The sequence below is a fragment of the Streptococcus ictaluri 707-05 genome (assembly GCF_000188015.2).
Taxonomy (GTDB): Bacteria; Bacillota; Bacilli; order Lactobacillales; family Streptococcaceae; genus Streptococcus; species Streptococcus ictaluri.
Window position 1 is genome coordinate 315,515 of sequence record NZ_AEUX02000005.1, and the last position, 24,152, is coordinate 339,666.

A 24,152-nucleotide genomic window follows, 5' to 3' on the forward strand; every position below is an offset into this window, starting at 1 on the left:
ACGGAAAGAGGAAATAAATGGCCTACTTATATGAACTTGAGGGAATCGCCGCTTATCTGGACAGTTTAGATTTAGACGGCGAAACCTTCCAAAATACGCTTGACAGCATTGACTTTCAGTCAGACTTGGAAAACAACATTGAATATTTTGTCAAAATGTTAAAAAATGTGCAGGCTGATGCTGAAATGTATAAATCCGAAAAAGAAGCTTTTTATAAAAAGCAAAAACAAGCGGAAGCCAAAGCGAAAAAATACAAAGAAACAATCAGGCTTGCAATGGAATTGAGCCAAAAGAAAAAAGTTGACGCTGGAATGTTTAAGGTGTCTTTGCGAAAAAGCAAAAAAGTAGAGATTTTGGACGAAACAAAAATCCCTCTTGATTACATGCAAGAGAAAACGGAATACAAACCAATGAAATCTGAAATTTCTAAAGCTTTGAAAGCAGGAATTGATATTTCTGGAGTTGAACTAATCGAAACAGAAAGCTTGCAGGTAAAGTAAATGACTATGACTTTTGCAGAATTGCAGACAAAAATGCAAATAACAAAAACAACAAAACAAGGTGTTAAATATACGTTTCGCAACGCAGAAGATATTTTTACACACTTTAAAACACTAAATAGTGGGTGGGAGTTAACGGTATCTGACGAATTGGTGGAATTGATCGGCAGAATTTTTATCAAAGCAACAGCAACTGCTAGAATCGACGATGAACAACACCAAGCGACAAGATATGCTGAATTAGACAGCGTTCCTGTTTTAAATACTAAAGACTACAAAACAGGAGAACCTAAACAGATACAACAAATGCAAGTCCCACAATGGACTGGTGCAGTGAGTTCGTACGCAGGCAAGTATGCTTTGCAAGGGCTGTTTGGAATTGGTGAGGAAGATGTAGATGCGATTGTTACAGAAGATACGCAACGCAAAGAACAAAAAAACTCCCAACGGATAACCTTTAAAACTCCTAAAATAAGCAATATCCAAGTCGAGACTTACAAGTCTGATTTAAATGATATTGCGAAAGCCACAAATCAAAATGTTGAAGAGTTAACAAAATGGCTAACCGATACGTTGAAAGTGAAGGCGCTAGAAGATTTGCACACCGAACACATTGTTTCGGCAGACGAATTAATTAATAAACTCAAAAAGAAAGCAGGACTAAAAAATGATTAATAATATTGTGCTTGTAGGTCGCATGACCAAAGATGCAGAGCTTCGTTATACAGCGAGTCAAGTAGCTGTTGCTACCTTCACACTTGCAGTTAACCGCAGATTTAAAGAGCAAAACGGAGAACGAGAAGCTGATTTTATTAACTGCGTTATCTGGCGGCAGTCTGCTGAAAATTTAGCAAACTGGGCTAAAAAAGGTGCCTTAATTGGTATCACAGGTCGTATCCAGACACGCAACTACGAAAACCAACAAGGTCAACGTGTCTACGTGACGGAAGTTATTGCAGAGAACTTCCAAATGTTGGAAAGTCGCAATCAACAATCTGGTCAAGGTAACTCTTCGCAAAACGATAACAGTCAACCGTTTGGCAATCCAAACCAGATGGACATCAGTGATGACGATTTACCATTTTAAAAACATATGGCGAAAGAGCGTAGACAAAGAGTATATGCTGTTTACGACAACGACACTTTTGTAGATGTCGGAACAAAACATGAGTTAGCGGAGAGGCTAGGTATAGCGGCTAATTCCGTTACGTTTATAGCGTCACCGGCATATAAAAAAAGAAGACCCAACGTCAGGCATGCCGTGTTTATTGGATACGAAGACGAATTGGAGGAGTAGTGGTTAAGTTTATAATACCGATTGAGCCAAAACCGCAAAAACGCCCACGCTTTAGCAGATGGAGTGGGGCTTACGAGGATGGAGATATGATGGTATGGCGGAAGCAGGTCACAGACTATGTTAAAAACAATTACGAAGGGCCTTATTTTGACGACGGTTTAAAAGTTGATGTTACTTTTTATCTAAAAGCACCAGAATTGGTGTCTAAAAAGCCGTCAGAGCGTGCCAGAGATAAGACTAAACAAAAGTATCAGGATTATATAAATGAGCTCTTATATGTGCCGAAAAAACCNGATTTAGACAACCTTGAAAAAGCAGTCTATGACTAGACATATACAAACGTATAACTTCGTATAGCATACATTATAAGATAGTAGCATAGCAAAATAACAAGAAGAGATAACCTTTTAACCACTGACTATTTATTTAGTCGCCAACTTTAACTACCGTCGAACTTGTTATTTTGCAGCCAAAAGGCAAGTGGAAAGGCTGAGACGATTTAAATGGTTTTGCAGGTTCGACTCCTGCCGTCTCAATTACCCAGAGATTACACACTGTGACATTGCGGGATGTAATCAAAGTAAAAAGAATCACGGAACTTTGCAATGTCCGCCGTGAGTTAACACCCTTATTCGACATTGGCGTGCCCTTGAGGAAAATACGCAATCTGGGTTCGGTGTTAATAATTAAGACTTAGCAATGCCTCTTGACAATGCGTACCAGCGCTAAGTCGATGTCAAGGTTGGACAAGACAGTGCCAACCGACATATTAACCGCAAGTTCAAAAACAAGGGTCGCAACCTTGCTTGTGGTTAGTGGGAACGCTGGCAGCTATGTGTCGGTTCGATTCCGACTGTTCCTGTTCGATAAATAGAAGTGTCCCAGAATGGGGTAGGCAATAGGCTTAGAATTCATTCGCTATTTATCTATGGTTAACCAATTAGTCATCACATTGTGGTGGCTTTTTATTATTGATTGGAGGTGGTTCAGTGAGTGGATAAATTGACCCCGAAACAAGAAATGTTTGTCCAAGGTATTATCACTGGACTGTCTCAAAGACAAGCATACAGAAAAGCATATAAAGCCGAAAAAATGAGTGATGAAACGGTTGATTCTAGAGCAAGCGAGCTCTTAAAAAACGGTAAGGTTACGGTAAGGTATCGTGAGTTGCTCAAACAGTTCTCAAACATGTCTCTTTGGTCACGAGAACAAGCATTTAACGAGTACGAATGGCTGAAAAACAAAGCAAGACAAGACATTGAAAACGAAGGTGTTAGACAAGCAAACTCTAACGCTTTTTTGTCTGCTCTTGATGGGATGAACAACATAGCATTTAAAGAGCTTGAACTAGAAGACAAGAAACTCGCTAAAGAAATCGAGCTGTTACAAATTAAGCTTGATGCTGAAAAAGGCGCTAAGCCTGATACCCATTTGATGGAAAAACTGCTGGAGGTAATCGAGGATGGCGGTTAGGATAAAAAAGTTATCCACAAAACAAAAAGACATCATTAGACGCCCTTTTAACTACGAATTAGAGGTCAATGAGGGAACGCCTCGTAGTGGAAAGACCACAGCTGGGCACTTTCGTTATGCTAGGTATCTGATTGAGTCAGAAGATGAAAATCACCTTGTGACGGCTTACAATCAAGAACAAGCTTATCGTTTGTTTATCGACGGCGACGGTACAGGTCTGATGTATATATTTGATGGTAACTGTGAAATCAAACACGATGAACGAGGAGATCACTTACTAATCATGACACCAAAAGGCAATAAACGCGTCTATTACAAAGGTGGGGGTAAAGTTAATAGCGTTGGTGCTATTACAGGTATGTCTCTAGGCTCAGTGGTCTTTTGTGAGATTAATCTACTGCATATGGATTTTATCCAAGAGTGTTTTAGACGGACTTGGGCGGCTAAGCTACGTTATCATCTAGCAGATTTAAACCCGCCTGCACCACAGCACCCAGTAATAAAAGACGTTTTTGATGTGCAAAATACACGATGGACTCATTGGACCATGGACGATAATCCAATATTAACTGCGGAGCGTAAACAATCCATTATCAATAACCTGCGCAAGAATCCATACCTGTACAAACGAGATGTGCTCGGACAGCGGGTCATGCCTCAAGGGGTTATTTATGGCCTTTTTGACATGGAAAAAAATGTTCTAGACACTTTGATTGGCGAGCCAGTGGAGATGTATTTCTGTGCAGATGGTGGGCAATCTGATGCCACCTCTATGTCTTGTAACATCATAACAAGGGTTAGAGATAATGGCAAAATAAGCTTTAGACTTAACCGAGTGGCTCACTACTATCATAGTGGAGCAGATACTGGTCAAGTAAAAGCTATGTCAACCTACGCAATAGAGTTAAAAGTTTTTATGGACTGGTGCATTAAAAAGTATCAGATGCGCTATACAGAGGTGTTTGTAGACCCCGCCTGTAAATCTTTAAGGGAGGAGCTGCATAAGTTGGGTGTCTTTACTTTAGGAGCACCAAACAACTCTAAAGATGTATCTAGCAAAGCCAAAGGTATCGAGGTAGGTATTGAGCGTGGCCAAAATATAATCTCAGATGGCGCTTTTTATCTCGTTAATCATAGCGAGGAAGAGTATGACCACTACCACTTTTTAAAAGAGATAGGGCTATATAGTCGTGATGACAATGGCAAACCTATCGATAAAGATAACCATGCCATGGACGAGTTTAGGTACAGCGTCAACGTGTTTGTGCATCGGTATTACAACTAAAGGAGTTGCTTAAATGGGAGTAATCCAAAAAATAAAAAATCTTTTTACAAGGAGTAAATACGTGATGACAACGCAGAGTCTTACAAATATAACTGATCATCCTAAAATAGCTATCAGTCAGCTAGAGTACGACCGTATAACAACCAATCTAAAGTACTACAAGAGCGATTGGGATAGTGTCTTATATCTAAACACCGATGGCGAGACTAAAAAAAGGGACCTTAATCACCTGCCAATTGCTCGTACAGCTGCCAAAAAGATTGCCAGTCTTGTCTTTAATGAGCAGGCAGAGATTAAGGTTGATGATGATGCGGCTAATAAATTTATTAGTGAGACACTAAAAAACGACCGCTTTAATAAAAACTTCGAGCGATATCTCGAGAGCTGTCTAGCCTTGGGTGGCTTAGCCATGAGGCCCTACGTTGATGGCGACAAAGTTAGAGTAGCGTTTGTCCAAGCGCCTGTTTTTTTGCCACTACAGAGCAACACGCAGGATGTTTCAAGCGCTGCTATTGTTATTAAGTCCATTAAGACAATTAATGGCAAAGAGGTCTATTATACCTTGATAGAATTCCATGAGTGGCACAGCTCTGATGATTATGTTATCTCAAATGAGCTATATCGCTCGGATGATAAAACTAAGGTAGGTAGCCGAGTGCCGTTATCTGAGGTATACGAGTACTTAAAAGACGAGGCTAAAGTTACAGATGTGACTAGGCCTATCTTTACTTATCTCAAGACCCCTGGAATGAATAACAAGGATATTAATAGCCCTCTAGGCTTGTCAATCTTTGATAATGCTAAGACAACGATTGACTTTATCAATACGACCTATGACGAATTTATGTGGGAAGTTAAGATGGGTCAACGTCGAGTTGCTGTGCCAGAGAGCTTGACTGCTTTAACTGTTCGTACCGCTGATGGCGATGTTGTTCCAAGGCCTCGCTTCGAGTCTGATCAAAATGTCTATATTCGTATGGGCGGCAGGGATTTAGACTCAAGCGCAATACAGGACCTAACAACACCTATTAGAGCTGATGACTATATCAAGGCCATCAACGAGGGGCTGTCGTTATTTGAGATGCAAATAGGTGTATCTGCTGGATTATTTAGTTTTGATGGCAATAGCATGAAGACTGCGACAGAAATCGTCTCTGAAAACTCAGACACGTATCAAATGAGAAATAGCATTGTCGCTTTAGTAGAGCAATCACTAAAAGAGTTAGTTATTTCTATCTTTGAGATTGCAAGAGCTTATGATTTGTACCAAGGCGAAGCTCCCGGCATGGATAACATCAGCATAAGTCTTGATGATGGTGTTTTTACAGATCGAGACGCTGAGTTAGACTACTGGATAAAAGTTGTTAATGCTGGCTTTGGCACTCGTGAGATGGCAATCCAAAAAGTGCTAAACGTGACAGAGGAAAAAGCTCAAGAAATAGCTGCAGAAATTAATACTGGAATCGTTGACGACATCAACCAACAGCGAACGGACACACATTTATACGGAGAGTGATTAGATGAAAAAGAAGCCTATTAAGTTAAATGACGAACAGCTTCTTTTGGAGGCTAGTCAAGTATCTGATACCTATCATCGGTTGACTCTAGAGTTATTTGATCAAGTAATTGAGAGGATAAAAGCCAGAGGCCCAGCGAGCTTAGCGGATAACCCTTATCTTTGGCAAGCTAATAAGTTACACGAAGCTGGTCTGCTTAATGCAGATAATATTAAGCTCATTGCAAAGTATTCTGGCATTGCGGAAGCTCAACTTCGCTATATCATTGAGAATGAAGGATTAAAAATTTATAAAAATACATCCGAACAGCTAGAAGAGGCTTTGGGTAGAGAGTCACAAGTTAGCAGTAATATCCAAGATGACTTATCTAACTATGCCAGACAGGCTGTTGATGATGTGCATAATTTGATTAACACCACCTTACCAATTAGTGTCATAGGAGCTTATCAAGGGATAATCCAAGACGCTGTTGCTGGTGTGGTGACAGGCTTAAAAACACCTGACCAAGCTATCAATCAAACTGTGATGAAGTGGTTTAAAAAGGGTTTTTACGGCTTTACAGATAAAGCTGGGAGAAAGTGGAGAGCGAACTCTTATGCTCGTACCGTTATCAATACTACGACTTGGCGAGTCTTTAACGAAGCCAAAGAAGCCCCTGCTAGGGAGTTTGGCATTGATACCTTCTATTACTCAAAAAAAGCTACAGCTAGAGAGATGTGTGCACCTTTGCAACATCAAATTGTCACCACTGGCGAAGCGAGAGAAGAAGGAGGAATAAAAATCTTAGCTTTATCTGATTACGGGCATGGTGATCCTGATGGATGCTTGGGAATCAACTGCAAGCACACTAAAACGCCATTTGTCGTCGGTGTGAATAGTAAGCCAGAATTGCCAGAGCATCTAAAAAATATCACTCCTGCACAAGCTAAAGCTAATGCGAATGCGCAAGCTAAGCAGAGGGCAATTGAGAGATCAATCCGTAAAAGCAAAGAGCTACTGCATGTTGCAAAGCAATTGGGTGATAAAGAGTTGATTAGGCAATATCAATCGGATGTTAGAAGTAAACAAGATGCACTTAATCATCTTGTCAATAGTGACTTTTTGATAGAAAGTAAGTCTAGGTCTAAAATGTTTGTTACAGACCTGATGAAGCGTGAAATTGTGATGAAAAAAGGGCTAATCAATGATATAATAGGCTTACAGACAAGTGACGGAATCACTATAAAAGAAATTAGCGGACACCTCCTGGAAAGAATTTATGAGAGGGGTGTCTCTGAGAGTCACATCGCTACTGCATTAGCTAACCCTATTTACATTAGACCTGATGCAGTAGATGGCGGTGGGAAAGTTTCAAGGCGCTATGTAGGCACCCATGTTACCGTAAATATTAACCCACATACAGGTAAGATTATAACTACTTGGAAGACTGGTGAAAGGACAAGGAGGAAGTATGACAATCAGAGAAATGTTGATAAGTAATCAAATATTAAATAATGATGATATTGATTTTATGTTATCTGTCAATCAAGATGTCTCTCCTTTGTTTGAGCTTGAAGATAATGACGATAACTGGGATGTATTAGTGGATAAGTTACAGCAGACATCTAGCCATTTAATGGAAGATGGTGAAAGCGTCTCAGATAGACCCAAGAAGTTTGATGATCTAGTTGATAAAATATCAGCAATTTAATCTTATAAGCATTTAGCTAAAAGCTAGGTGCTTTTCTTATGCTTAAAAACAGGAGAAAACAATGAATAAACGAATCAAAAAGAAACGTAAACTAGAAACAGCAATTTTGATGCTGGTTGCGGAAAATGCTATGCAAGCAGAAGCTATTAAGAACCAAAACAAACAAATTGCAGAGCTGAGAGCGATTATACAACAAAACGTCCAAGCAACAAATAGAGAGTTTGCAGCAGTTAAATCAGCGACACTAGACAATCAAGCTGCCATCAAGTCAATCGGTGATGAGGTTGCCTACATCAAGAAAAATTATAAGCGTAAGTGGGGTAAGAAATAATATGGTGTTAGAGCAAATTGAACCAGATAGCATTAGAAATCAACGTCTGGTTGTGAATAGCCCTGAAATGGTAACAATCACAAAAGCAGAATATGATCTTTTGATTGAAATTAAAAACAAATTTTTAAAGTCGTAGCAATACGGCTTTTTATTGTGCCTTTATCCGCAGGCGTTAAAGAACGGAAATCAGCGACCTATCGCTTTTATAGGAGGAAATGCACATGGAAAATGTGACAAACGAAAACGTCGACCAAGAGACTACTGGCTTGGAAAATAATCAACAAGAAGATAAAGCATTTACACAAGATGATCTGAATCGAGTGGGAACTAAAGAGCATTCTAAAGGCTATAACAAAGCGGTTAAAGACTTAGGTTTTGATGACGTGGAATCAGCCAAGGATGCACTAAAAGCCTTCAAAGAGTGGCAAGAGTCACAAAAAAGCGAGTCAGAAAAACAGACAGAAATCTTGAATGCTAAAGACAAAGAGCTTGAGGAAGCTCGGGCAAACAATAAGGCTCTTAACGCAAAGCTAGCAGCAATGTCTTTAGGTGTGAACGCTGAATCTATTGATGATGTGATTGCACTATCTGAGCGTCTTGTCACTGACGAGACAAGCATAGAGGATGCAATCAAAACGGTTTTGGGTAAGTATCCTCACTTTGGCCAAACAAAGGATAAAGCTCCCAAAATCACAGTGGCAGGCAACCCGTCTGCTGATAACGGACAAGGTTCGGTGTCTAAGGAAGACTTTGCAAAGATGTCTTACCAAGAAAAACTGGACCTAAAACTAAAAAATAAGAATCTTTATGACCAATTGAAAGGAAATTAAAAAATGGCAGTAGGAACAACTAAAATGGCACAAATGCTAGACCCTGAGGTTCTAGCGGATATGATTGACGCAGAGGTAGGGAAAGCGATTCGCTTTGCTCCTCTCGCTGAAGTAGACACAACTTTAGAAGGACAACCAGGTACAACTTTAACAGTGCCTAAATGGGATTACATCGGTGACGCAGAAGATGTTGCTGAGGGTGAAGCTATCCCAATGACTCAACTTGGCTTCAAAAAGACTACTATGACCATTAAAAAAGCCGGAAAAGGTGTCGAAATCACTGATGAAGCTATCTTATCTGGATATGGGGATCCTGTAGGTCAGGCTGCTAAACAAATCGTTGAGGCTATTGACCACAAAGTCGATGCAGACGTGCTTGACGCGTTAAGTAAATCGACTCAAACTGTGGAAGCTACTGCTACGGTTGATGGTGTATCTAAAGCGCTTGATATTTTTAATGACGAAGATGACGCAGAGACAGTCATTGTCATGAATCCGGCGGATGCCTCTACCCTACGTTTAGATGCCGCGAAGGAGTGGTTAGGTGCTACCGAGGTCGGAGCAAATCGTGTTGTCTCTGGTGTTTATGGTGAAGTTTTAGGGGTACAAATTGTGCGTTCTCGCAAATGCCCTAAAGGCACTGCTTATATGGTCCGCAAAGGTGCACTACGTATCATGCTTAAACGTAACACAATGGTTGAAACAGGCCGAGATATCACAAAAGCGATCAATCAAATCGTAGCTAATAAGCATTATGGTGTTTATCTTTATAAAGCAGAAAAAGCCGTTAAGATTACACTGAAAGATGTCGCAAAAAAGTAGCTAAGGCTAAGGCTGCCAAGAGAGAGGAAGATGACGCTCTCGAGTCTTAGCCGATGGAGGTGGTTATTATCGCTTTTTTAACGCAAAAAGAATTTGAAGATTTGGGTTTTGACGATGTAGAAGATTTTGAAAAAATGGAAAAACGTGCTAGCCACGCTGTCAATCTTTACTGTCGTAATCGCTATGATTACAAAGATTTTAAAAAAGAAATAGCCCTAGTGCAAAAGGCTGTAAAGCGGGCAATCGCTTATCAGATAGCATATTTAAATGACTCAGGAGTAATGACAGCAGAGGATAAACAATCCTTTGCTGGAATATCTCTAGGACGGACAAGTATTAGCTATACTGTCGGGCATGGTCAAGGCAGCCAACAAAAAACTCTGGCAGACAGGTTTAATCTCTGTCTAGATGCAGAGAATGAGTTACTAGCTGTTGGTTTAGGATATACGGGTATTAGCTATGATCGATAAAAGACTGCTTATTGACAAACTGCAGGTAAAACTTGTCAAAGATAAAGGTGATTATGGAGGGTTTGTCTATGACGAACCTTTTACACTCTCTCCCGTTAGGTTTGACCGTAATCTTGCAACCGCAGGTAAAGATAATGCAAGGCAAGAGACTAAGCCGTCGGTTATCTTTATTTATCCTAAATACTGTAAGACAGTAGCCGATAAGTCATGGGTTGATGCTGTTGTCACTGATGGTGATACTGAGTACACCGTTGATAAAGTGATACCAGTCTACCACCCACTAACAAACAAAATTTTTTGTTTTGAAGTGGAGGTTATCTAATGGCTAAGGTAGTGGTAGAGTTGGGAGGCATCAAGCGTAAAGTATCTCCGCAAGCTTTAGCTAAAGGAAAGCTCATCATGAACAACCAAGTCATGATGTCCATGAACCCTTATGTTCCTTACAGAGACGGAGCTTTGAGAGGAAGCTCGAGAGCTAACAGTGTAGGTGTAACGTGGAGCGGACCACACGCCAGAGCCCAGTTTTATGGTGGTGCTTACAACAAGTACAAGTCTTTTAAATTTAAAAAGTACACAACGCCTGGAACTGGTAAGCGATGGGATAAGCGCGCACTAGCTAATGCTACAATTGTCAAAAGCTGGGAACGGGCGCTACTGAGAGGAATGGGTTTTAAATGACAAATGATTTTGCAACTGTTTTGAGGCAATTTGTCGAAGGATTAGACTTAGGTATAAAGCCTAGACTTGACTATCTAACAAGACAAGAAGATCTAGCCATTTATCCAATGCCAGGCGGGAAGGTAAATAACGAGTACATGGACGGTACTCGTGAGATAAGCCTGCCTTTTGAGATTGCAATCAAAACTAAAAATCAGGAGTTAGCAAGCACTGTGATGTGGACTATTAACAGTGCTTTGTCTAACTTTGACTTAAAATTACCAAGTCTTAATCATTCGTACACATTTACTAGCCTTGATGTCGAAAAGCCGTTTTTAAATGACTTAAGCGATCAAGGTTTTTATATTTATGTGCTGGATATTACAGCACACTTAGAAATAGAAGGGAATAACTAATGAGACAAAAGAACGCCCTACGTGGGCATTTTATTGCACCTTACAAAACAGGTGCCAAGGAAACGGATGTCACAAAAGAAAATCTTTTGGAGCTAGCTAAGTGGATTAAAGATGTATCTGATGATACCGACGAAAAAACAGAAGATGAAGCGTATTATGACGGTGACGGAACCGAAGAAACCACGGTAGTTGGTGTAAAAGGTGCCTATACTTTTGAGGGTACCTACGATCCTGATGATAAAGCGCAAGCTCATATCGCAAGTTTAAAATACAAGCTCGGTGATGATCGTAAAGTTTGGCATCGGGTAGTTTCGTCAGATGGTAAGAAGCAGTGGACTGGGGTTGCAACAGTGACAGAAATTATTGCTGGTTCTGGTGCTGCTGCCGATTTTGAAGCCTTTGGCTGTAAGATTACTTACAATTCATTGCCAAAAGAAAGCGTCCCAAGCGAGGTTTAGTAAGGTTGGGCTAACTGCTCAACCTTTTATTTTTTAAGGAGGAATTATGTCTGGAATTGTAGTTGACCTAAAGCGCACAGGGTTTCCGGTCAAAATTGGTCAGGTAGAGCTTTGGTTTGATACAAGCCAAGAGCGATTGATTGAGTTTTTTGATATAGAGGCCGAGGTTTCACGTCGTTTGAACGAGTACGAAAAACAGGTTATCGAAGCCAACTTAGACAACGAAATTGAAGATAAAGGGGTTACGAAAGATGTTGCCCAAAGTGCTTTAGATTTGGAAGCTAAATACTTAGAAATCAATTATGATCTACTATTCGGAGAAGGTACATTTGCACAGCTCTACGCGGAGTATCCCGACAAAGAAGCACTCGAGAATACTCTGGAAATTGTTTGCAGGGAAATCGAGGTCAAACTCAAAGAGTTAGCTATCGAAAGAGAAAAAATCGTTAAGCAGAAAACGAAAAAGTACAAAAAGGAGTAGCCTATGAAACTAAACGATCCATTAGTAGAGTCGTTTGAGTTTAGAGGTGAAACCTATCCTATTGATTTGAGCTTTAACAAGGTTTTAGATGTCTTTGATGTTATTGATGATGATTTTTTAAACGAGGCGGAAAAGTGTTTCTTGTGTCTTGATATTTTATTAGATAGAACGGATTTGCCTTTTACTTACGCTGTGGATCTTTGGATTTATATCAAAAAAAATTATATTGATACGGAAAGGCCTGAGAAACCTCAGCTCGACATCAAAGGGAATCCAATGCCTGTAGTAAAAGAAAAAGAGGATAACAAAAAAGTCATTGATTTGAGTTTAGACGCTGAGTTTATCTATGCGAGCTTTAGGCAAGCCTACCAAATCAATCTTTTAAAAGAGCAAAACAGATTGTCTTGGGTTGAATTCAAGGCTCTTTTAAATGCTCTTCCAGACGATACTATCATGCAACGTATCATAGCTATTAGGCAGTGGAAAGATGATGGCAAAGGCGATAAGGACTATAGAGATAACATGCGTAAGTTAAAGGCTAAGTACAGTTTAGATGACGGAGAGGAGGAAGACGATGGCAGCTGATGGTAAGGTAACGATACTTGTTGACGTTGATGGTAAGCAGGTAAAGGTACTCAATAGTGAGTTAGATAAAGTTGCCAAGCACGGTGACAAAGGCAGCTCCTCTCTTAAAAAATTTGCGGTTGGTGCAGGAGTCTTTAAATTAGCTTCGGCTGCAGTTGATTTGGTTACCCAATCTCTTGGTAAGGCTATCACAAGATTTGACACTCTGGAAAAATATCCAAGGGTGATGAAAGCAATGGGGCATAGTGCTGAGGATGTTGCAAGGTCAACAGATAAGCTGGCTAATGGGATTGATGGTTTACCGACTACCCTTGATGAGGTCGTTGGAACAGCTCAACGGTTGACCTCTATTACGAAAGATATCAACAAATCAACAAATCTCACACTGGCTTTAAACAATGCCTTTTTAGCTTCAGGGGCATCCTCTGAGGCTGCCAGTCGAGGGCTGGAGCAATATGCCCAAATGCTATCAGCCGGTAAGGTTGACATGCAAGCTTGGAAAACTCTCCAAGAAACAATGCCTTATGCCTTGCAACAAACTGCGGAAGCTTTTGGCTTTGCAGGAGCATCTGCTCAAAAGGATTTTTATGAGGCGTTAAAAAATGGCCAAATAACATTCGATCAATTTTCTAATAAGTTGATTGAGTTGAATAACGGTGTCGGCGGTTTTGCAGAGCTTGCCAAAGAAAATAGCAAAGGGATTGAAACCTCTTTTAACAACATCAAGAATGCTATCGCAAAAGGCGTGGCCAATAGCATTAAGGCTTTGGATGATTTGTCTAAGGCTGCAACAGGCAAGAGCATAGCTGACCATTTTGATAGTTTGAAAGTTGTTATCAATGCTTCTTTTAGTGCGATCAATGCAAGCATTAAAGCTAGTACACCGCTATTTAAACTTTTGTTTAGTGTTATTGGTGCTGGAATATCAGTCGTTAAAGCTCTGTCGCCCGCCTTAGTTGGTGTAGCATCTGGTCTAGCTGCCATGAGGGCAGTTAATGAGACCATAACAATGATTAAAGCGCTAAATAGAGCTTGGGTTATGGCATCTGCATCAATGAGTATTGGAGCAACAATCATTAAGACTGTGACTGCGGTACAAGCGGTAAGTACCACGATGACTAAAGCTGATATGGTCGCAAGGCTGTCTCAGTTAGGTGTCTTAAAAGCCAGTACAGTTATTTATGGTGTTATGACAGGAGCTATCAGTTTATCTACTGCTGCAACCATAGCCAGTACCGCTGCGGTAACTGCTCTTAAAGCGGCACTTGTAGCCTTAACAGGTCCCGTTGGTTGGGTAGTAGGTGCGATTGGTGCGTTAGTTGCTGTTGGAGTAAGTTTGTGGTCATGGCTAACTAAAGAGTCAGGTGAGACTAAAAAGCTGAAAAAAGAACAAGAAGGGCTAGTTGAAAGCAATAAACAGCTAAGAGATTCTGTCCGTGAGGGCGTGCAAGAGCGTAAGAAGGGCCTTGAGTCCGTCAAAGAAAGCACTGCTGCTCATCAAAAATTAGCTAATGAAATCATTAAGTTAGCAGCCAAAGAAAACAAAACTGCAGGCGAAAAACGAAATCTGAAGAATAAGATTGACGAGCTTAATGGATCTATTGATGGCTTAAACTTGGCCTACGATAAAAACTCAAACTCTCTTTCGCACAACGCAGATCAAATTAAGTCACGCATTAGCGCTATGGAAGCAGAAAGCACATGGCAAACAGCGCAACAAAACCTGTTAAATATTGAACAGAAACGTAGTGAGATTAGCAAAAAACTAGCTGAAAATGCGGAGTTGCGCAAAAAATGGAATGAAGAAGCCAATGTCTCAGACTCCGTCCGAAAAGAAAAGATTGCCGAGCTTACAGAAGAAGAGGGCAAGCTTAAAAACATGCAGACTCAACTGCAAGAGGAATATAACAAGACATCAGCTACTCAACAAGCTGCTGCAGACGCAATGGCCGCTGCTGAAGAATCAGGATCAGCAAGACAGGTTTTGGCCTACGAAAATATGTCAGAAGCTCAACGAACTGCCATAGACAATATGCGCACTAAGTACTCTGAACTTTTAGAGACAACGACATCTATTTTTGATGCTATCGAGCAAAAGACAGCTCTGTCAATTGAGCAAATGAATGCCAACCTTGAGCAGAACAGGTTAGCTACTGAACAGTGGGCTACTAATTTGGAGATTTTGGCTCAGCGTGGTGTGGATCAAGGTATCTTGGAGCAACTAAGGCGCATGGGCCCTGAAGGAGCCACACAGACGCAAGTTTTTGTGGATGCAACAGACGCAGAATTAGCACCTTTGCAGGAAAACTTTAGAGCAGCCACAGAAACTGCTAAAAATGCAATGGGGAGCGTCTTAGACTCAGCAGGTGTGGAAATGCCAGAAAAAGTCAAGGGCATGGTTACAAATGTTTCTACGGGGTTACAGACCGAACTGCAAGCTGCTAACTTTGCTCAACTTGGCCAAGAAATCCCTAATGGAGTTTCTCAAGGTATAAGTCAAGGAGCGGGTAAAGCAAGTGACGCAAGTATCAAAATGGGTCAAGAAGTTAAACGCTCTTTCCAAGGAGAGTTGGGCATTCACTCGCCATCTAGAGTATTTACTGAGTACGGTGGCCATATCACTGATGGTTTGAGTAATGGTGTAACAAACGGAACATCAAAAGTTATGCAAACCATGCAGAGCATGGCTCAACAGATGTCTCAAAAAGGGCAGCAGATTGTCAATGATATGCGTAGCAAATCAAACCAAATCACAGATGCTTTTAGCACGATGAGCGGTCCAATGCACTCTCACGGTGTTAATGCCATGCAAGGGCTGGCGAACGGTATCTATGCAGGATCAGGCTCGGCTTTAGCTGCAGCTCAAAATATAGCGGCACGTATCACGGCAACAATTCAAAGCGCCCTAGATATCCACTCACCATCTCGGGTTATGAGAGATGAGGTTGGACGTTTTATCCCTCAAGGTATCGCTGTAGGTATTGATGCAGATAGAAAAGTCATTGACTCATCTATGCAAAAGCTAAAAGAGTCAATGACGATTAATGCAACCCCAGAAATAGCTTCTGGATTTAGCGGAGGAGTTGCGGGGATTGCTAATCAGACCACAAATAACTCAAATAACAGTTTTACCCTTAATGTCAATGTTGACGAATCTGACGGTAATAGTCGTGAGAAATATCAACGATTATTTAGAGAGTTTTATTGGTATATGCAACAACAACAAGGAAGGTTAGGTGATATTTGATGACAGCTTTTATCAAATTTGATGGTAAAAAATCTTCAGATTTTGATTTGAGAATTATTAATGATGTTGAGCATGACTCGACCTTTTATGATGTTGGCCAAATTAAAGTACCTGGTCGTGATGGAGTGGTTTTAAAGGACAACCAAAGGCTCGAAGCTGTCGAACGCTCTTATCCTTTGCGCTTGTATAGTAAAAGGCGATTGACAGAAGTAGAGACCGACATAAGCAATTGGCTTAATGTAACAGGCTGGAAAGATTTAGAGTTATCTTGGGAACCTGACTATATCTACAAAGCAACACATATCACTCCATTTAGTATAAAAGAGGTCTTACGTAACTTCGGAAGTTTAAGAGCTAACTTTTTAATCCACCCTATTAAATATTTAAAAACAGGTAAGCAAGAGGTGTCTCTCGTTAATGGTGGTACTCTGCAAAATCCCGGCAACGTTCAGGCTAAACCTATCTTAAAAATCAAAGGCACAGGCGATGGTATTTTAACCATTAATGGCTTTGAGACAGGACTCGAAAATGTCCAAGGAGAACTCGTCATAGATATGGAAAGACATCTCGTCTATAAAGATGTCTTATCAGCTTGGGATAATATTGTCAGGACAGAACATCACCGCATGCCTTTGTTTGATGTGGGGCAAAATAATATCTCGTGGACTGGTAACTTTACCATCACTGCAACACCTAATTGGGGGGTTAAAGTATGATACCAGTTTTATACGAGGCCAAAGAGACCAAGTTTAGGACTTTTGGTCTTGGGGAAATTGCAGACGCTTACGAGGTTAAAGCTACTCGTGAGCGTAATGGCAATTACTCGCTATATATCAAATATCCACTAGATGGTGTCTTTGCCTCTACTTTTAAAGAGGAGATGAAAATCAAGTCTGATGCTGGTCGTAGGACTAAGTGGCAGACTTTTGAGATTAATCGGGTACTACGAAACAGTAAAGATCACATAGAGATTTTTGCACGTCACATCTCAATGCGCACGCAAGATATTGCTCTAAAGCCAATCGTAACAGGATCAAGTGTCAGTGCTGAGACTGCCCTTGAAATTTGGCAGGAGAATCTTGTCGGAGATGATAAGTTTGATGTTAAAAGTGATATCTTAACACTTGGTAGCTTTAACTGGCAGATTGATAAAGTCGGCAATGCTAGAGCTGCTCTAGGGGGTGTCGCTGGCTCAATCTTGGATGTTTATGGCGGGGAGTACGAGTTTGATAATCGCACCATCATCTTACACAAACAAATGGGTCGTAAAGCCCCTACAGTGTTAGAGTATGGCCGCAATATCGTAAGTGTTGAAGAGGAAAGGTTGTTAGATGGCAGCTACACATCTATCTATCCGTTTGTTAGATATACGCCACAACCAAAACCGCAAGAGGAAGCCTCTGGTAAGCCGCATGTAGGCGAGCATGAACAACCCGAAGAACAATTGGTGACACTGCCTGAGTTTATCATGGACGGTCAGTATCTTGACTTATACGCCCAACGCAGAATTCAAATGGTCGATTTATCTAGTCATTTTAATGATGACAAGGGTAAAAAAGAGCCAACGATCGAAGAAATCCGAAAGCTAGCCCAGAAGTACCTTAAAGACAATGATGTTGGTGCACCAAAAGTCAGTATAGAGGTTGATTATATTGACTTGTCACAAACACTTGACTACCAAGATTTTAGGGTCATGGAAGAGGTTGAGCTTTGCGATGTTGTACCGCTCTATTATCCAAAATTTGGCATCACAACCGAGTCCGAAAAAGTCGTTGAGATTGTCTATGACGTCTATACCGATAGCAATCATACTATCAAGTTAGGCACGATTGGTCAGTCTATCTCTAAGAGCCTGACTGGCGGGGTTTCAGAGCGTATCAATGCGTTGGAAAACAACCAAAAAGTGATTGTCAATAACCAGAAGCAGTTTGAGCTTAACTTGCCGAAATATCTCCTAGACATCAATGGCAATCGTGTTTGGCGCGAAAAACCAGATGACAATATTGAGCACAAGATAGGCGACTACTGGTTCGAAAAAAACGGTAAGTATCAGCGGACATGGCTATGGGATGGTAATCAGTGGGTCAAAATTATTGACACAGAGGACTTAGACTTTGGTCAAAGAGCCTATGATGGCGCAATAGCGGAGCTCGAAAAAGCCAAAAAAGCGCAAGAAGAAATCAACCAACGCACCGATAAAGAGCTTGAAGAGTTTAGAGAAACGCTCAAAAATCTAGCTTTGCCCGAAGAAGCTATTAAGAAAATCACTGAATCTATCAAAGTTGATGACATCCCGTCACTTAAGCAAAACTTTGATGACCTAAAAAACAAGGTCAGCGAGACAAGCGAGACAGCCCGATTAAACGCTGAAATCATAGGCACAGATGGTAAGACCCGCTACAACAAAAATTTGCTGGTTGGCGACCCTAATCGTACTAAGTCTTATGATGAGGACTTTATCGAGATTGAGGCCAACGACGGCGGCTTTAAGCGTGGCGAGACCTACACAATTAGCTTTAGTCAGACTTGTGAGCTGCTCCAAAAAGTGGCTATCACGCTGACGCAGGCTAATAACAAGGGACTTAAGCTAGTGCTGACACCAACGAAGGCCAAGATGGAACCGCAGACCTTTAATCTCACCAAGGACACAGAGGTCATCAGCGTTTATCCTTTGAGCTACTCAGCCACTTTAAGTGGTGATTGGTACAAATCTAAGCAAATAGCTTTAAATGCGTCAGACACGCAAGAATTAGCTCTGGGGATGGCTTATAAAGAGGTTGTGGATGGTAATAACGCAAAACTTGCTTTAGATTGGGCGGAAAACCCAGATATTATTTTTGACGGAAATGGAGGTATTTAATGTCAAAAGAAGTTGCATCAGCAAGGATACAGCATAGAGGCATGTCCACGCAAGAGTGGGAATCAAGTTCCGATATTTTGCGAGAGAGAGAAATTGGGATTGACATGACTACAGGTTACCCAAAAGTTGGCGATGGTAAAAGCCGATTTAGTGAGCTAAACGACTTGCGTGGTCCTATGGGACCTCAAGGTCCTACAGGAGAAAGAGGCCCAATTGGCCCAATGGGTCCGATTGGCAAGACTGGTCCCAAAGGGGATAGCATTACTATCACAAATCATAAGCGTGTTTCAAGCGGAACGCAGGTATCTTTTAGCGATGGGACACAAATTGTTGTCCCAAAAGGTGATACTGGTGATGCTAGAGGAATTAACTTAGATGACTATGTTACAAAGTCAGAGCTAAAAACCGTGGGTGCGCCAGATGTTAAAGCCATTAATGACTTTTTAGGACTATCTCAAAAGATGTTTACGAGCAACTATAGTTACTCTGATAGTCTTTTAAAAAGCTATAGTAGCCCTAGTTACTCTGCTAGCTGGTATGTCAACGAATCAACCAAAGACGTCAATGTCAAAGACAAAGTATTGATTACCATAAGTAACACGACAACCCGAGTGGATAACTACTTGGAGGTATCGGTTACTTATGTTGGCTCTAACTACGTGACTGCTACCTCAACAGGGAAGTTATTAACTACTCCTGGCGAAGTTAATGTCCTAACGAAAGAACAAATCGCAGCTGCTTATGCTAAAAAAGAGCACAAACACGAGATTGACGATATCAAGGGCTTACAGAATTCTTTAAACCACAAAGCCAATGCCCAACATAGTCATAGCGAGTACTTACCACAACCGGTTGCGGACAAGCTTTACCTTTCCAAGAGTGAGCTTCAAGGATATTTGTCTGGTTATCTCAGACAAGGCGACATCCAATATCAACTTAACAATATTGGCAAGCTAAAAGATGAGGTCACGGGTCAGTACCTATCTGTCCAAGTGGTTGATAAGGGTCAAGTGCCAAGTGATACCAGCGGCATGATTGTTTTTGAGCGATCTGGAGGCAAATGATGACGTTACAAGATATACCAGATAACATTTTTTATCAGTTAGTAGAGCAAGCAGTAGATACAAAGCTGGTTTGGGGCAAGAGCGTGCAAATAGATAGCTATTACATATCTAACCGCGACAAGTACCGTTTTAGAGCTGGCAGAGATGTTAATATCTATCACATTGTGTCTAGCACACAAGCTGATGTCTATGCGGCAAATAAGTATAACTATCAGTCATCATCAAAACCAGATACTAGCGTCCCAAAGCCTCCTACCGCAATGGGTTTGTATCAATCAATTACGATTGATGGACGGGCTATAGCTCGCGTTATCTGTAACAATCAGGTCATTTGGTCTCAATCAGTAGAGCCGCAAGAAGTCTACAACATTACAGCGTATGTAGACGCTAACGTATCTAAGTTAAATGATTATGCTGTTATTGATTACAATCAGGATTTTGCAATCTACGGTGTAAACTGGTATCGAGTTGATAAAGTCGCTGTTGAGGTTGACGGCAAAATCGTCGCAAAGCTACAAAAACCAGTTAGGGTACTTAGTGGCGGAGGCACAATGCTGTCTATCGAGTCGTGGAATTATCCGTTTGATGGGATAGACAAGTATAAAAACCCAACATTTAAAATTTTGCAAGATTAAGAGGTGACAAATGAGCAGAGATCCAACATTAACATTAGACGAGTCAAATCTCGTCATAGGACCAGGCGGCCGTGTGCATTATACATTTACTGCTAGTCAAGACAACCAAACAGTTAGACTAGCCAGCAACTGTCTAGGGACAGCGCATTTTAACCAACTCATGATTGAGCGAGGGGATAAAGCGACTGGCTATGTAGCACCAGTAGTGGTTGAGGGTAGCGGTGAGTCAACGGGTGTCTTTAAGAGTCTCGAGGAGATGCTTAGTGGCCTACAGTCTATTAATTTAGAGCTGACAGACACCGAAAACTCTGACCTTTGGTCAAAAATCAAGCTTACGACAAATGGCATGTTACGTGAGTATCATCGTGATAACATCACAACGGAAATCGTCGAAAAAGCTGATGGTATCGCTACACGCATAACTGATGATACTGGCCAAAAACTAGCGCTTATTAATGAGACCATCAAAGGTATTAAGCGTGAGTATCAAGACGCTGATAGGCGCTTATCCGCAAGCTATCAAGCTGGTATCGAAGGGCTAAAAGCCACCATACGTGATGATAAGTTAGGCTTGCAAGCTGAGATTAAGGCTTCCGCCAGTGGCATAGTCAGACAGTTTGAAAATCAGATAACTGGGCTACAATCATCAGTCGCTCAAACCTCAGACAAAATTGCTCAAGAGATACGGGATCGCACTGGTGCAGTTAGTCAAATCCAATCAACGGTTGAGAGCTATGCCAGACGATTACGTGACGCTGAAGGCAATTACAATAGTCTGGCAGAAACAGTGGCAGGCTATGAGCGCAGGATATCTAGTCACGATGAGACTATCTCCTCTAACTTTACACAGCTTAAAAGCTTAATTAATGCCAGCGTATCCCTGGAAAAAATCCAATCTATGCTGCAACTATCTGGTGACAGTATCATGTTTGCGATTAAAGACAAAATCCCGCAAAGTAAAATGTCTGGTAGTGAGATAATCTCAGCGATTAACCTCAACGCTTATGGCGCAGTCATTGCAGGTAAAAACATCGCTCTTGATGGCAATACCACTGTTAATGGCACCTTTACCACAAAGATTGCCGAAGCTATCAAGATACGAGCTGACCAGATTATCGCAGGTACTTTAGATGCCTCTAAGGCTCGTATTATTAATCTAAACGTTAGCAGTATCGTTGGTTTAGACGCTAACTTTATCAAGGCAAAGATTGGCTATGCGATTGTTGACATGCTTGAGGGCAAGGTTATTAAGGCTCGTAATAGTGCGATGCTTATCGACCTCAACTCCGCCAAGATGGATTTTAACAGTAATGCCACCATCAACTTTAACAGCAGGGATAACGCTCTGGTACGTAAAGACGGTACACACACTGCCTTTGTCCACTTTAGTAATGCGACGCCAAAAGGCTATACTGGTTCGGCACTATATGCCTCTATTGGTATCACCTCATCTGGTGATGGTGTTAATTCGGCCTCGTCTGGTCGTTTTGCGGGTTTGAGGTCGTTTAGGTATGCTACAGGCTATGACCATACTGCTGCAGTCGACCAAACCGAGCTATACGGTGATAATGTCTTGATTACAGATGACTTTAACATCAATAGAGGATTTAAATTTAGACCAGACAAAATGAAAAAAGTGCTTGATATGAATGATTTGTATGCATCAGTTGAGGCCTTGTGGAGGTGTTGGTTACATGCCAATAACACAGCGTGGAGTTTTAACTCCGATACCACCAGCGCAATTATCAGAGAGTATAACGCCCATGGAAACGGGCTATAGGAGAAAACATGGATTTAACACTAAAAAACAAAGAATTAAACACACTTTATAGTGTACTAGACAAAATCAAGGTCACTAATATGCGTGCCAATCGTGGACGTGCTAAATTATTGGCAAAAGTGGTCGATAAAATCAAAGAGTATGCCAAGGATGAGGGTGACCTTATTAATCTGTATGCGGCCAAAGACAAAGATGGCAAGTTTGTCATCGATGAGCGCAAAAACATCAAGCTAGCAGACCCGACAAAAATTGACGAGCTTAACGACCTGCTCACAGAGCTTGGGGAAGAGCTTATCACTATTAAAGGCCATGAGTACTCTAAGCGATTTATTGATTTTTTAGTAGTATCTAGCAGAGTCAGAAGATGAGTTTACAGCTAGCGAAATTGTCTTAATTGACAACGTTTTAGAACAATTTGAAGAAAGTAAAAAAGGAGAATAAGATGAAAACATTACAACTATCAGGAAAACCATATCCTATCTATGAAGAGGGCAAAATTACTAAAACAGAAGTGCGACTAGTTGGTGATGGTGGCCTATTTATCCCTGTTGAATTAATTGGTGACCAGACAGCTAAGGAAGCAGATGACTTAATGGATATGGCTTTGAAAGCTTTTGTGCGTGAGTATGTGACTGAGTACGCTGTGGCAGAATCGGTGCAAAAAGTTGAAATCCTTAACGAAAAAGTCAAGGAATACGATAAGCAAATGGCAGCCATGCAAGCAAAAGGGGAACAGGCTATTAAGGATAATCAAGCTAAGGTTGATAAAGCTGTCGTCGAATTGACTGAGTTGGTAACGTCAAGCTTAGCTGGACTAACGATGCCTGAAGTTGCTGGTAAAGAGTGATGGAACGCACCTTAAACACTATTGTGACCCTATTTGAACTGTTAAAACAAGGAGAAATGACTATGACATTTACAACAGACTATTTAATCGTTGACGTATGGTATCGTCGTGTTCGTGACGGCATCTGTGAGTTTGAACAAGTGCCGAAGCTATTTAATTTACGTGATTGTGTGATGGAGCTGCTTAGCCAAAAAGTTGACAAAAAGGCAGAGTGAGGTGACTAGATGCACGACTTTTTAGTACAACTAAAAGAGCTTGGGACGGCTATTAGTGCCCTTGCCCTCATTGGTGGTGCTATGATTTGGATTTACGAAAAGCTTGTCATCGAGCCAGACAGCCGATTGGCTGAGCGGTTACAAGCAGAAAATAACAAATTATTGACAGATACAGTAAATCCTCTAACTGATGCCATCAAAGACCTAAACTACAATCTCAACACCGCTACAAAAGAGCGTGCTGAGATGCGAAAAGACATTGAGGTGCACGAGGGGAGACTCGATGCACACGACATCCGCTTAACTGTATTAGAGACAAAGGAGAAATAAAATGCAAGAAATCACTAATATTATCACAGGGTCATCTCTATCAATCTTGACTATCTTTGCAGGTATTGTAGTCAAGTTGGTCAAAGATTATCTGCTTAAAAAAGGTGGCGAAAAAGCTGTTAAAATCGCTGAAATCGTCGCAATAAACGCTGTTGAAGCAGTTGAACAGATTGCTTATGATAAAGACATCAAAGGCATTGAAAAACTCACAGAAGCAAAAATAAGCATGCAAAGCGAGTTGTCTAAGCACAGCGTCACCCTATCCAATGAAGATTTAGAAATGTACATTGAAGCGGCGGTTAAACGCATGCACGCTGAATGGCGAAAGGAGCAATAATATGGCAACTTTAGATGAAGTCTTA

At 41.1% G+C, this 24,152-nt stretch carries 30 protein-coding genes and 2 pseudogenes; all 32 read left to right on the forward strand.

What is annotated here, in order from left to right; translation table 11 throughout:
* Positions 1–17: 17 nt before the first annotated feature.
* Positions 18–500 carry a siphovirus Gp157 family protein gene (locus STRIC_RS04890; RefSeq protein WP_008088536.1) on the forward strand — a complete coding sequence of 161 codons (483 nt, stop codon included), beginning with the start codon at positions 18–20 and terminating at the stop codon, positions 498–500.
* On the forward strand, positions 501–1,175 hold the full coding sequence (locus STRIC_RS04895) for an ERF family protein (protein WP_008088574.1): 675 nt from the start codon (positions 501–503) through the stop codon (positions 1,173–1,175).
* On the forward strand, positions 1,168–1,587 hold the full coding sequence (gene ssb / locus STRIC_RS04900; protein WP_008088051.1) for a single-stranded DNA-binding protein: 420 nt from the start codon (positions 1,168–1,170) through the stop codon (positions 1,585–1,587). The genes STRIC_RS04895 and ssb overlap by 8 nt, the downstream gene beginning before the upstream one ends.
* A 6-nt stretch (positions 1,588–1,593) precedes the next feature.
* The gene (locus STRIC_RS13050) at positions 1,594–1,797 is read left to right on the forward strand and encodes a hypothetical protein (protein ID WP_040831981.1); all 204 of its coding nucleotides are present in this window, start codon (positions 1,594–1,596) and stop codon (positions 1,795–1,797) included.
* Positions 1,797–2,123: pseudogene (locus STRIC_RS04910) on the forward strand (RusA family crossover junction endodeoxyribonuclease); the annotation flags it as partial. The gene STRIC_RS13050 and the pseudogene STRIC_RS04910, both read left to right, overlap by 1 nt.
* A 667-nt stretch (positions 2,124–2,790) precedes the next feature.
* On the forward strand, positions 2,791–3,270 hold the full coding sequence (locus STRIC_RS04915; RefSeq protein WP_008088071.1) for a terminase small subunit: 480 nt from the start codon (positions 2,791–2,793) through the stop codon (positions 3,268–3,270).
* Entirely contained in the window at positions 3,260–4,555 is a 1,296-nt protein-coding gene (locus STRIC_RS04920) for a PBSX family phage terminase large subunit (protein ID WP_008088439.1), read from the forward strand. Before STRIC_RS04915 ends, STRIC_RS04920 begins: the two co-directional genes overlap by 11 nt.
* A 13-nt stretch (positions 4,556–4,568) precedes the next feature.
* Positions 4,569–6,071: a phage portal protein gene (locus STRIC_RS04925; RefSeq protein ID WP_083835420.1), complete on the forward strand. Its 1,503-nt coding sequence runs from the start codon at positions 4,569–4,571 to the stop codon at positions 6,069–6,071.
* A 4-nt stretch (positions 6,072–6,075) separates the two neighbouring features.
* A complete protein-coding gene (locus STRIC_RS04930) occupies positions 6,076–7,551 on the forward strand; it encodes a phage minor capsid protein (RefSeq protein ID WP_008088599.1) in 1,476 nt (491 codons plus the stop codon).
* Positions 7,523–7,762, forward strand: coding sequence for a hypothetical protein (locus tag STRIC_RS04935; protein ID WP_008088216.1), 240 nt, complete (start codon positions 7,523–7,525; stop codon positions 7,760–7,762). The genes STRIC_RS04930 and STRIC_RS04935 overlap by 29 nt, the downstream gene beginning before the upstream one ends.
* Positions 7,763–7,823: 61 nt before the next feature.
* Entirely contained in the window at positions 7,824–8,093 is a 270-nt protein-coding gene (locus STRIC_RS04940; protein ID WP_008088029.1) for a hypothetical protein, read from the forward strand.
* Position 8,094: 1 nt separating this feature from the next.
* Positions 8,095–8,229, forward strand: a complete 135-nt coding sequence (locus STRIC_RS12870; protein WP_268741216.1) for a hypothetical protein — start codon at positions 8,095–8,097, stop codon at positions 8,227–8,229.
* A gap of 79 nt (positions 8,230–8,308) precedes the next feature.
* Positions 8,309–8,923 (forward strand): hypothetical protein, encoded by a 615-nt coding sequence (locus tag STRIC_RS04945; protein ID WP_156033586.1) that lies wholly within the window; start codon positions 8,309–8,311, stop codon positions 8,921–8,923.
* A 3-nt stretch (positions 8,924–8,926) separates the two neighbouring features.
* On the forward strand, positions 8,927–9,745 hold the full coding sequence (locus STRIC_RS04950) for a N4-gp56 family major capsid protein (protein ID WP_008088287.1): 819 nt from the start codon (positions 8,927–8,929) through the stop codon (positions 9,743–9,745).
* Positions 9,746–9,798: 53 nt separating this feature from the next.
* Positions 9,799–10,215, forward strand: coding sequence for a head-tail connector protein (locus STRIC_RS04955; RefSeq protein WP_008088495.1), 417 nt, complete (start codon positions 9,799–9,801; stop codon positions 10,213–10,215).
* Positions 10,205–10,537, forward strand: coding sequence for a minor capsid protein (locus STRIC_RS04960; RefSeq protein WP_040831985.1), 333 nt, complete (start codon positions 10,205–10,207; stop codon positions 10,535–10,537). Before STRIC_RS04955 ends, STRIC_RS04960 begins: the two co-directional genes overlap by 11 nt.
* Positions 10,537–10,893: a minor capsid protein gene (locus STRIC_RS04965; protein ID WP_008088417.1), complete on the forward strand. Its 357-nt coding sequence runs from the start codon at positions 10,537–10,539 to the stop codon at positions 10,891–10,893. Before STRIC_RS04960 ends, STRIC_RS04965 begins: the two co-directional genes overlap by 1 nt.
* Positions 10,890–11,288: a minor capsid protein gene (locus tag STRIC_RS04970; RefSeq protein WP_008088576.1), complete on the forward strand. Its 399-nt coding sequence runs from the start codon at positions 10,890–10,892 to the stop codon at positions 11,286–11,288. The genes STRIC_RS04965 and STRIC_RS04970 overlap by 4 nt, the downstream gene beginning before the upstream one ends.
* On the forward strand, positions 11,288–11,746 hold the full coding sequence (locus STRIC_RS04975) for a phage tail tube protein (RefSeq protein ID WP_008088119.1): 459 nt from the start codon (positions 11,288–11,290) through the stop codon (positions 11,744–11,746). Before STRIC_RS04970 ends, STRIC_RS04975 begins: the two co-directional genes overlap by 1 nt.
* A gap of 46 nt (positions 11,747–11,792) precedes the next feature.
* Complete coding sequence (locus tag STRIC_RS04980) at positions 11,793–12,227, forward strand: hypothetical protein (RefSeq protein ID WP_008088579.1); 435 nt, start codon at positions 11,793–11,795, stop codon at positions 12,225–12,227.
* A gap of 3 nt (positions 12,228–12,230) precedes the next feature.
* Positions 12,231–12,812: a bacteriophage Gp15 family protein gene (locus STRIC_RS04985; RefSeq protein WP_008088184.1), complete on the forward strand. Its 582-nt coding sequence runs from the start codon at positions 12,231–12,233 to the stop codon at positions 12,810–12,812.
* Positions 12,802–16,059 (forward strand): tape measure protein, encoded by a 3,258-nt coding sequence (locus STRIC_RS04990; RefSeq protein WP_008088065.1) that lies wholly within the window; start codon positions 12,802–12,804, stop codon positions 16,057–16,059. The genes STRIC_RS04985 and STRIC_RS04990 overlap by 11 nt, the downstream gene beginning before the upstream one ends.
* On the forward strand, positions 16,059–16,775 hold the full coding sequence (locus tag STRIC_RS04995; RefSeq protein ID WP_008088589.1) for a hypothetical protein: 717 nt from the start codon (positions 16,059–16,061) through the stop codon (positions 16,773–16,775). Before STRIC_RS04990 ends, STRIC_RS04995 begins: the two co-directional genes overlap by 1 nt.
* Entirely contained in the window at positions 16,772–18,919 is a 2,148-nt protein-coding gene (locus STRIC_RS05000; RefSeq protein WP_008088464.1) for a phage tail spike protein, read from the forward strand. Before STRIC_RS04995 ends, STRIC_RS05000 begins: the two co-directional genes overlap by 4 nt.
* Complete coding sequence (locus STRIC_RS05005) at positions 18,919–19,983, forward strand: hyaluronate lyase N-terminal domain-containing protein (RefSeq protein WP_008088258.1); 1,065 nt, start codon at positions 18,919–18,921, stop codon at positions 19,981–19,983. The genes STRIC_RS05000 and STRIC_RS05005 overlap by 1 nt, the downstream gene beginning before the upstream one ends.
* Positions 19,983–20,618, forward strand: a complete 636-nt coding sequence (locus STRIC_RS05010; RefSeq protein WP_008088152.1) for a hypothetical protein — start codon at positions 19,983–19,985, stop codon at positions 20,616–20,618. Before STRIC_RS05005 ends, STRIC_RS05010 begins: the two co-directional genes overlap by 1 nt.
* Positions 20,619–20,628: 10 nt before the next feature.
* The gene (locus STRIC_RS05015; protein WP_040831987.1) at positions 20,629–22,398 is read left to right on the forward strand and encodes a gp58-like family protein; all 1,770 of its coding nucleotides are present in this window, start codon (positions 20,629–20,631) and stop codon (positions 22,396–22,398) included.
* Between the two features lie 8 nt (positions 22,399–22,406).
* Positions 22,407–22,839 (forward strand): annotated as a pseudogene (locus STRIC_RS05020) (DUF1617 family protein).
* A gap of 1 nt (position 22,840) precedes the next feature.
* Complete coding sequence (locus tag STRIC_RS05025; RefSeq protein WP_008088225.1) at positions 22,841–23,245, forward strand: DUF1366 domain-containing protein; 405 nt, start codon at positions 22,841–22,843, stop codon at positions 23,243–23,245.
* Positions 23,246–23,307: 62 nt separating this feature from the next.
* The gene (locus tag STRIC_RS12280) at positions 23,308–23,460 is read left to right on the forward strand and encodes a hypothetical protein (protein ID WP_008087460.1); all 153 of its coding nucleotides are present in this window, start codon (positions 23,308–23,310) and stop codon (positions 23,458–23,460) included.
* A gap of 9 nt (positions 23,461–23,469) precedes the next feature.
* Positions 23,470–23,790 carry a hypothetical protein gene (locus STRIC_RS05035; RefSeq protein ID WP_008088498.1) on the forward strand — a complete coding sequence of 107 codons (321 nt, stop codon included), beginning with the start codon at positions 23,470–23,472 and terminating at the stop codon, positions 23,788–23,790.
* A 1-nt stretch (position 23,791) separates the two neighbouring features.
* Positions 23,792–24,127, forward strand: a complete 336-nt coding sequence (locus STRIC_RS05040) for a phage holin (protein ID WP_008088247.1) — start codon at positions 23,792–23,794, stop codon at positions 24,125–24,127.
* Positions 24,128–24,152 lie beyond the last annotated feature (25 nt).

What these genes read in the sequence shown, in the direction of transcription:
- STRIC_RS04890 (WP_008088536.1), top strand. Translation starts at nt 18, where the DNA reads ATGGCCTACTTATATGAACTTGAGGGAATCGCCGCTTATCTGGACAGT.
- STRIC_RS04895 (WP_008088574.1), top strand. Translation starts at nt 501, where the DNA reads ATGACTATGACTTTTGCAGAATTGCAGACAAAAATGCAAATAACAAAA.
- ssb (WP_008088051.1), top strand. Translation starts at nt 1,168, where the DNA reads ATGATTAATAATATTGTGCTTGTAGGTCGCATGACCAAAGATGCAGAG.
- STRIC_RS13050 (WP_040831981.1), top strand. Translation starts at nt 1,594, where the DNA reads ATGGCGAAAGAGCGTAGACAAAGAGTATATGCTGTTTACGACAACGAC.
- STRIC_RS04920 (WP_008088439.1), top strand. Translation starts at nt 3,260, where the DNA reads ATGGCGGTTAGGATAAAAAAGTTATCCACAAAACAAAAAGACATCATT.
- STRIC_RS04925 (WP_083835420.1), top strand. Translation starts at nt 4,569, where the DNA reads ATGGGAGTAATCCAAAAAATAAAAAATCTTTTTACAAGGAGTAAATAC.
- STRIC_RS04930 (WP_008088599.1), top strand. Translation starts at nt 6,076, where the DNA reads ATGAAAAAGAAGCCTATTAAGTTAAATGACGAACAGCTTCTTTTGGAG.
- STRIC_RS04935 (WP_008088216.1), top strand. Translation starts at nt 7,523, where the DNA reads ATGACAATCAGAGAAATGTTGATAAGTAATCAAATATTAAATAATGAT.
- STRIC_RS04940 (WP_008088029.1), top strand. Translation starts at nt 7,824, where the DNA reads ATGAATAAACGAATCAAAAAGAAACGTAAACTAGAAACAGCAATTTTG.
- STRIC_RS12870 (WP_268741216.1), top strand. Translation starts at nt 8,095, where the DNA reads ATGGTGTTAGAGCAAATTGAACCAGATAGCATTAGAAATCAACGTCTG.
- STRIC_RS04945 (WP_156033586.1), top strand. Translation starts at nt 8,309, where the DNA reads ATGCACATGGAAAATGTGACAAACGAAAACGTCGACCAAGAGACTACT.
- STRIC_RS04950 (WP_008088287.1), top strand. Translation starts at nt 8,927, where the DNA reads ATGGCAGTAGGAACAACTAAAATGGCACAAATGCTAGACCCTGAGGTT.
- STRIC_RS04955 (WP_008088495.1), top strand. Translation starts at nt 9,799, where the DNA reads ATGGAGGTGGTTATTATCGCTTTTTTAACGCAAAAAGAATTTGAAGAT.
- STRIC_RS04960 (WP_040831985.1), top strand. Translation starts at nt 10,205, where the DNA reads ATGATCGATAAAAGACTGCTTATTGACAAACTGCAGGTAAAACTTGTC.
- STRIC_RS04965 (WP_008088417.1), top strand. Translation starts at nt 10,537, where the DNA reads ATGGCTAAGGTAGTGGTAGAGTTGGGAGGCATCAAGCGTAAAGTATCT.
- STRIC_RS04970 (WP_008088576.1), top strand. Translation starts at nt 10,890, where the DNA reads ATGACAAATGATTTTGCAACTGTTTTGAGGCAATTTGTCGAAGGATTA.
- STRIC_RS04975 (WP_008088119.1), top strand. Translation starts at nt 11,288, where the DNA reads ATGAGACAAAAGAACGCCCTACGTGGGCATTTTATTGCACCTTACAAA.
- STRIC_RS04980 (WP_008088579.1), top strand. Translation starts at nt 11,793, where the DNA reads ATGTCTGGAATTGTAGTTGACCTAAAGCGCACAGGGTTTCCGGTCAAA.
- STRIC_RS04985 (WP_008088184.1), top strand. Translation starts at nt 12,231, where the DNA reads ATGAAACTAAACGATCCATTAGTAGAGTCGTTTGAGTTTAGAGGTGAA.
- STRIC_RS04990 (WP_008088065.1), top strand. Translation starts at nt 12,802, where the DNA reads ATGGCAGCTGATGGTAAGGTAACGATACTTGTTGACGTTGATGGTAAG.
- STRIC_RS04995 (WP_008088589.1), top strand. Translation starts at nt 16,059, where the DNA reads ATGACAGCTTTTATCAAATTTGATGGTAAAAAATCTTCAGATTTTGAT.
- STRIC_RS05000 (WP_008088464.1), top strand. Translation starts at nt 16,772, where the DNA reads ATGATACCAGTTTTATACGAGGCCAAAGAGACCAAGTTTAGGACTTTT.
- STRIC_RS05005 (WP_008088258.1), top strand. Translation starts at nt 18,919, where the DNA reads ATGTCAAAAGAAGTTGCATCAGCAAGGATACAGCATAGAGGCATGTCC.
- STRIC_RS05010 (WP_008088152.1), top strand. Translation starts at nt 19,983, where the DNA reads ATGACGTTACAAGATATACCAGATAACATTTTTTATCAGTTAGTAGAG.
- STRIC_RS05015 (WP_040831987.1), top strand. Translation starts at nt 20,629, where the DNA reads ATGAGCAGAGATCCAACATTAACATTAGACGAGTCAAATCTCGTCATA.
- STRIC_RS05025 (WP_008088225.1), top strand. Translation starts at nt 22,841, where the DNA reads ATGAAAACATTACAACTATCAGGAAAACCATATCCTATCTATGAAGAG.
- STRIC_RS12280 (WP_008087460.1), top strand. Translation starts at nt 23,308, where the DNA reads ATGACATTTACAACAGACTATTTAATCGTTGACGTATGGTATCGTCGT.
- STRIC_RS05035 (WP_008088498.1), top strand. Translation starts at nt 23,470, where the DNA reads ATGCACGACTTTTTAGTACAACTAAAAGAGCTTGGGACGGCTATTAGT.
- STRIC_RS05040 (WP_008088247.1), top strand. Translation starts at nt 23,792, where the DNA reads ATGCAAGAAATCACTAATATTATCACAGGGTCATCTCTATCAATCTTG.